Source organism: Megasphaera sp. AF13-6AC (genome assembly GCF_027685385.1).
In the GTDB taxonomy this organism is placed as follows: domain Bacteria; phylum Bacillota; class Negativicutes; order Veillonellales; family Megasphaeraceae; genus Megasphaera; species Megasphaera micronuciformis.
Genome location: NZ_JAQCUN010000100.1, coordinates 263 through 4,806 on the forward strand (window position 1 = coordinate 263; position 4,544 = coordinate 4,806).

Consider the following 4,544-nt stretch of genomic DNA (forward strand, 5'->3'; position numbering starts at 1 on the left):
GACGACCGCCAAGGGTTCTACATATAAGGTCGCCCCGCTGGCCGACATGTCGTGAACAATACCGGGAAAGGCATGTCGATATTCCTGCTTAACAGGAATAACACTGCGATTATTACGCACAGTAACCAAGGTGTCCTGAAAGTACTTTTGATAAGATTTGTCGGCTAAAATCTGCTGAATGTACCGTTTCGTACGCCGTTCCAATTCGGCAATACGGGTGCGCAGTCGTGCCAATTCTACAGAAGCGTTATCACGTACCTGGTGATTTTCATCAAAGACAGCCCCGACACGCTGTACGAGTAGGGAAAAGTCCCCCAGCGTTTCAGCTCGTTGCGATAATTGCGGATAATCTTCTCCCTTAGAGGCAAAAAAGTCTTGAATTTGCCCGTACCGCTGCGCATTTTCCCAAACGGCAATGCATTCATCGGCACTTAAGGTCACTTCTCGCTTAGCCTTTTCCAAAAAGGGGCGAATATCCGTAATTCCGCCCAAAGGTATTTGCCCTTCTCTTTCCAGGCAAACGACGGCCTCTTCCGTATCTGTCAAACTTTTGACAACCGCATCTTCATCCGTATCCGGGTTTAAGGCCCGTGCCGCCTCCTTCGACAAACGAGACGGGGCTAAGCGCACCAGCATATCCCGAATTTGAGAAAAGCCCAGGATGCGCATACTTCGTTTATTCATAATCTCTCCTATATATCCGTAATACTACGGAATAAGTGTCCGCGCGTAACGGTTTTATCGTCCTTACCGAAAAGGACGGAGCGGTCACCGGCACAAAGAAGAGCATATTTGCTCGTCACCGCTTCAATCCATTTCGGATCCCGGTTCCGTGCTTCAATGCGCACGGCCTTAACACCTGCATGCATCAATTTATCAAAATACGGAGCCATATCCGTATCCTTACTGTTTAAGATATGATTGCGACAGAACTGATCCGTAACAATTTCAAACCTTTCGCCGCGGCGGTCCTCCAGGTAAAAGCGACTGCCTACACAACGCGACGGGCATCCGGCCTTTACTCCCGTACCGACATGAGCCGCAATCTGACAATACTCCGTAATCATGAGTTCCGCCTTGCCGGCTACGACGACTTCGACAGGTAACTTCTGCAACGACGCCAGTCGTCCAATCTGCTTCCACGTCATTTCGCACGAAGCCGTAAGTGCCGAACAGCCGACTTCTTCGTATATAAAAGCTGCCTGTGAGTTGAAGATATTTAAATACTGATCACCGATGATAAAACAGTTCGGCCCTTCTTCATGTACTAAAGAGAAAATCCCCGGTGTATTGGCGTAAATTCCGTCTACACCTGCCCGGATCGCACTTTGCAGTTCCCGACGAATCCGTTCCGTATCCGCCTGCTTCATAACACGCGGTGTTCCGGCCCAAACGGGAACATTCGACTTATGCCCTATGGCTACGGCCTTTTTCCAAATTTCTTGAGTAAATGAAGCATGGTTATAGGATTCGCCTCCGAAAATCAGTCTCTTTGCACCGCCTCTGACAGCGGCTTCCAGACCTTCGAGACTGTCACAGTGCACTACCGTAAGAGGGGTGTCCGTCATCAGGTCCGCCTGTTTTTGTCGCCGGGGACAGGCCGTACCTGCCGGTGGTCGCCTGTATTCTTCCAATCGAGCTCGGGTCATGGCGGCTACGGTTCTTCTGCGCAAGTCGTTTAAGATACTGACAGGTATCATATATTCTTCAGATGCTAAGGTGACAGACGCCGCTTCAAAGGGCGTATTCCCGAGTTTACTAAACTGTCCCTGCACAACGTCTGAAGTCGTCGGTCGCTTACGAGCCAATTCAGGCTTATAGTCGGAGCATACCGAAACGGTGTGGCCTTTGTCATCCCAGGCCAAACACTTCAAGTAGCCTTCTTCATCCGGTTCAACGTGAAAATATAAAGGTATTTGCCGATTCTTATACGCTTCTTCACTCTTATCATCCGCCTTTTCGGAAATTAAAAAGAGACGCCCCTTCATCATATCCTTACGCCGTACTGTCAGTTCCGCCTGCGTATCCGATAGGTTCGTCACGTCCTGAACCTCATCGACCGCTTCGTGGCCGTCCGAACGAATTACTTTTATTGTATCGCCTATATGAACAGGCACCTGAAGGTAAGCATTCAAAATACGTTCATGCACCTTCATTACCGTCCCTACTTCTTTACCTTTATTCCTACCGGCTCCGGACGTAGCCGTTTCAAGACCCACTGTGCCATGTAAAAAGTCAGACTGCCTGCCTCGATTAAAGCTCGTACCCAATAGCTCCCGGCCTTGTGCAAGTGCCTTTTCCTTCTGTCTCTCATTGCCGTAAACACCGTCTATAACCCGGCGATAGGCCGAAACGACATCATATACGTATGCGGGGCTCTTCATACGCCCTTCAATTTTCAAAGAACCTACGCCGGCTTTTAAAAGAGCCTCTATATCGTCTAATAGACTAAGATCTTTTAAGCTCAACAGGTAGGCCTTATCCGTCTTGACCGCATCATTTTCATATAAGGTGTAGGGCAATCGGCAAGGCTGTGCGCAAGCCCCTCTATTGCCGCTGCGCCCGCCGAAAAAGCTGCTCATCAAGCACTGTCCCGAATAAGACATACACGACGCCCCGTGAATAAAGATTTCTACGGTTAAATCCGTTTCCTTGCAAACCGCTTCAATTTCTTTGAGCGACAATTCTCGTGACAAGACGACTTGCGTAAAGCCCAGGGATTGTAAAAAACGAGCTCCTTCGAGGTCGGCTACGGTCATTTGCGTACTGCCGTGTAAGGGTAAGTTCGGAGCCACCTTCCGAGCCACTGCGGCAACGGCCAAATCCTGAACAATAATTCCGTCCGTGTCGATTTCGTCGAGAAAGCGAATGTATTCCGTCAGTTCGCCCATTTCCGCATCGCTAATCAGAATATTCACCGTTACATATACCTTGACACCGAACAAGTGAGCCGTTTCCACAGAGGCTTTCAATTCGTCGTTGTCCAAATTATGTGCATATTTGCGGGCATTAAAAGCCTTGCCACCCAAATACACGGCATCAGCTCCGGCGGCAATAGCCGCTTTTATGTGGTCCGCCGAACCGGCCGGTGCCAACAGTTCCGCCATGGTAGTCGTCCTTTCCCATATCAATAGTTTTTCTTACCGTACAACTGCGTAATTTGAAAAACAGACGGATATATATCCGTCTGTTTATACTCCGTACGGGAAGATGTATGTTTTGTTGTTTCTATCGTATATTACTTTTCTTATTATAGGTATACGAGTCGGGTCTGTCAACGACAACGAATCTTGAAAACGCGTAGGTATGCGGTTTATACCTTCCAATCCGTATACTGTCGACTCAGTTCATAATATTCCGTAACGCCGTGTTTCGTCCCGGCCACATCTTCATCATTGGTGGATCGTATAACTTTAGCAGGATTACCGAAGGCCAGAGATCTGTCAGGAATCTTTTTACCTTGAGTTACTAAGGAGTAAGCCCCGACTATACATTCCTTACCTACTTCCGTCCATCCCATGACGCAGGAACACATACCGATAAGAGTACATTCACCTACGCGACTGCCGTGTACCATACAGTTATGGCCGATTAGGACATACGGTTCAATGGTAAGAGGTGTATCGATATCGGCATGTAAGGTCGAATTATCCTGTATATTCGTATAAGCTCCTACATGAATAGGAGCAATATCACCGCGAATAACTACGTTAGGCCAAATGCTGACTCCTTCATCAATCGTTACATCCCCGATAATTACGGCTGTAGGCGCAATCATAGCCGTTTCATGAATATGCGGGGTCTTATTACCCAGCGTATGTATATGTGCCATACTTCTACCTCCCTTTTGTACATATTATACCATTTGCAACAGATGAGCGGCTACCGTCTCTATTCATGAGTCCGTAAAATGCCCTTATTCTCTATGCTTTAAAAATATACTTCAAAGGTATTGATTTATGGTTTAAGTTATCGTATACTATAACTAACAAATAAATATTATTGATTATCTATTGTTCAATTTACTATGGAGGTAAGAACATGAGCGTATACGATTATAAAGTAAAAAATGTTAAGGGCGAATCGGTAGATTTATCGCAATATAAGGGCAAGGTACTGATTATTGCCAATACAGCCAGCAAATGCGGCTTTACGCCCCAGTATGAAGGGTTGGAAAAATTATACAAAGAATATAAGGACCAAGGACTTGTAGTTCTCGGCTTCCCGTCCAATCAGTTTTTGGATCAGGAGCCGGGCACGAATGATGAAGCGGCTTCGTTCTGCAAGTTAAACTACGGCGTAACTTTTCCCGTTTTCGCAATTACGGACGTGCGCGGCGACAATGCCGACCCCCTCTTCAAGTACTTAAGCGATGCGGCTCCTTTTAAGGGTTATGAAGAAAGCAAAGAATCGGGCCAATTGATTAAAAAAGTAGTAGGCGAATATTACCCGGAAAACTTGGAAGGCAACGGTATTAAATGGAATTTCACGAAATTCCTCGTAAGCAAAGACGGTACGCAAATTACCCGCTTTGAACCGAGCAC

At 46.9% G+C, this 4,544-nt stretch carries 3 protein-coding genes and 1 pseudogene; 1 reads left to right on the forward strand and 3 read right to left on the reverse strand.

From position 1 onward, the window contains the following. The 3 genes and pseudogenes from PGX78_RS06190 to PGX78_RS06200 form a co-directional block, all read right to left on the reverse strand. Window positions 1–684: pseudogene (locus PGX78_RS06190) on the reverse strand (endonuclease MutS2); the annotation flags it as partial. Between the two features lie 8 nt (window positions 685–692). Continuing rightward, window positions 693–3,107 carry a DUF3656 domain-containing U32 family peptidase gene (locus PGX78_RS06195; protein WP_270445909.1) on the reverse strand — a complete coding sequence of 805 codons (2,415 nt, stop codon included), beginning with the start codon at window positions 3,105–3,107 and terminating at the stop codon, window positions 693–695. A gap of 206 nt (window positions 3,108–3,313) precedes the next feature. After that, the gene (locus PGX78_RS06200) at window positions 3,314–3,832 is read right to left on the reverse strand and encodes a gamma carbonic anhydrase family protein (RefSeq protein WP_006943167.1); all 519 of its coding nucleotides are present in this window, start codon (window positions 3,830–3,832) and stop codon (window positions 3,314–3,316) included. Between the two features lie 209 nt (window positions 3,833–4,041). Here PGX78_RS06200 and PGX78_RS06205 point away from each other — a divergent pair. Continuing rightward, a partial coding sequence (locus PGX78_RS06205) for a glutathione peroxidase (protein ID WP_270445911.1) occupies window positions 4,042–4,544 on the forward strand: 503 nt, incomplete at its 3' end.

Coding starts and splice junctions, on each gene's coding strand:
- PGX78_RS06195 (WP_270445909.1), bottom strand. CDS start 3,107: ATGGCGGAACTGTTGGCACCGGCCGGTTCGGCGGACCACATAAAAGCG.
- PGX78_RS06200 (WP_006943167.1), bottom strand. CDS start 3,832: ATGGCACATATACATACGCTGGGTAATAAGACCCCGCATATTCATGAA.